Here is a 404-nt window from a genome sequence, read left to right on the forward strand (position 1 = left end):
ACCGACGATCTTGCGGACTTCGGGCACAACATGAGACGTCTGCACAGCCGCCTCAGCTTGAGAAGGGCAACCCTCAGACGGACAACATCTCCTCGCCCGCGACGCCTCCCCACGGCTCGTCGCCACGGCTCGTGAACCCTGCTAGTCGTCCGTGGCTCGTCACTCGTCGCTCGTCGCTCGCGGATCTTGCACGAGTCTTCACCCTCGCGCCGATCTTGCAACCCTTTCCACGTCCCGACGGGAAGAAAGCTGCAAGGTCTCCTCCGCGTCGTGGACCTTGCACGACAAACCACACCCAGACGTGAATAATCGGCTCTCCGGTCGTATGTGTGGGTGGTTTGAGGGGTTTAGACAGGCGCACGCCGTTGCAGGCCTTAGGTTCCGGTTTGTCGAGACAGGATCCG

This window comes from Actinoplanes sp. NPDC026670 (assembly GCF_040638175.1).
GTDB lineage: Bacteria > Actinomycetota > Actinomycetes > Mycobacteriales > Micromonosporaceae > Actinoplanes.